Source organism: Pseudomonas avellanae BPIC 631, from assembly GCF_000444135.1.
Taxonomy (GTDB): Bacteria; Pseudomonadota; Gammaproteobacteria; order Pseudomonadales; family Pseudomonadaceae; genus Aquipseudomonas; species Aquipseudomonas avellanae.
Genome location: NZ_ATDK01000412.1, coordinates 1 through 1883, shown reverse-complemented (window position 1 = coordinate 1883; position 1883 = coordinate 1). Strand labels below are relative to the sequence as shown.

General features: G+C 43.9%; 1 protein-coding gene. It reads left to right on the top strand.

Features of this window, described 5'->3' with window-relative positions:
- Positions 1–301 precede the first annotated feature (301 nt).
- A partial coding sequence (gene xopAG / locus DW49_RS0123295; protein ID WP_024421433.1) for a XopAG/AvrGf1 family type III secretion system effector occupies positions 302–1883 on the top strand: 1582 nt, incomplete at its 3' end.

Here is a 1883-nt window from a genome sequence, read left to right as displayed (position 1 = left end):
TGGCCAAACTGGATCGTGATGCGTTCTTCAATGCTGAGTTCATGATATGACATAGGTTCACCGTACCGGATTGGTCAGGTGTTGCGCTCAGTTTTTGCCGCCGCCCTTATATGAATAGTTGGTTGATCCTGGCTAGCGGACATTAACCATCCAGAGCGATGGCAACATAATCAATCTGGACGCACTCTGGACTGGAGTTGGAGGGTGAGGAAAATTCATTGTGGAACTCTACGCTTGGCGACGACCACGTATAGCTTTGTAAAACCATCTAATGGCCAGAAGCACATAGGATACCTAGATTATGCAAATAAAGAACAGTCATCTCTCTTCAGCTTCAAGAATGGTGCAGAATACTTTTAATTCATCGCCTAAGATAGAGGCAACTAATACAATAGCAAAAAATAATGAACCCGCTGCGCTGAGCGCTACGCAAACCGCAAAGACACACGAAGGCGATTCAAAAGGCCAATCCAGCAATAACTCTAAATTGCCCTTCCGCGCCATGAGGTACGCTGCATACCTTGCAGGCAGCGCCTACCTCTACGATAAAACTGCCAATAATTTTTTTCTTTCTACCACTTCTCTGCATGATGGCAAATGTGGTTTTACCAGCGATGCCAGGCTTAACGATGCACAAGACAAAGCGCGAAAGCGCTACCAAAGCAACCATAGCAGCACTCTTGAAAATAATAACTCGCTTTTAAGCCCGCTTAGGCTTTGCGGAGAGAATCAATTTTTAACGATGATTGATTATCGTGCGGCAACTAAAGAGTCCCTATCTGACCTAGTCGACACCGAACAAGCGCACTCATCAATTCTGAAGAATATTATGTGCCTGAAAGGTGAACTTACCAATGAAGAAGCAATAAAAAAACTCAATCCGGAAAAAATACCAAAAGACTTTGACCTTACAAATAGCGAGGCCTATATAAGCAAGAACAAATATTCTTTGACTGGCGTTAGAAATGAGGAAACGGGATCTACTGGTTATACATCTCGTTCTATCACAAAGCCATTTGTGGAAAAAGGCCTGAAACACTTCATAGAAGACACTCATGGCGAAAAAGCTCTCACGCCCAAGCAGTGTATGGAAAATCTTGATAACTTACTTCGAAAGAATATCACGCTCAACAGTGATTCCCAATTCGCAGCAGGCCAAGCACTTTTGGTTTTCAGACAGGTCTATGCGGGTGAAGACACTTGGGGTGATGCGGAACGGATCATATTGAAAAGTCATTATAATCGAGGCACTGTACTCCAAGACGAAGCTGATAAAATAGAACTAAGTAGGCCGTTCTCAGAGCAAGATTTAGCAAAGAGTGTGTTTAAGAGGAATACCAGCATTGCAGGGCCGGTGCTCTACCATGCATATATTTATATACAAGAAAAAATCTTCAAGCTACCCCCCGATAAAATAGAGGATTTGAAACATAAATCAATGGCAGACTTGAAAAACCTACCTTTAACTCATGTAAAACTTATTGATTCAGGGGTAGGATTTGAAGACGCCTCTGGATTAGGAGACTCGTTTACAGCTCTCAACGCGACGTCCTGTGTTAATCACGCAAGAATAATGAGTGGTGAGGCCCCCTTGTCAAAAGATGATGTTGTGATTCTGATAGGTTGCCTAAATGCCGTATACGACAATTCGAGCGGAATCAGGCATTCTCTCCGCGAAATTGCGCGAGGGTGCTTTGTGGGTGCTGGTTTTACTGTCCAGGACGGTGACGATTTCTACAAACAGATATGCAAAAACGCCTCTAAGCAGTTTTACAACGGGCGGCGGCAAAAACTGAGCGCAACACCTGACCAATCCGGTACGGTGAACCTATGTCATATCATGAACTCAGCATTGAAGAACGCATCACGATCCAGTTTGGCCA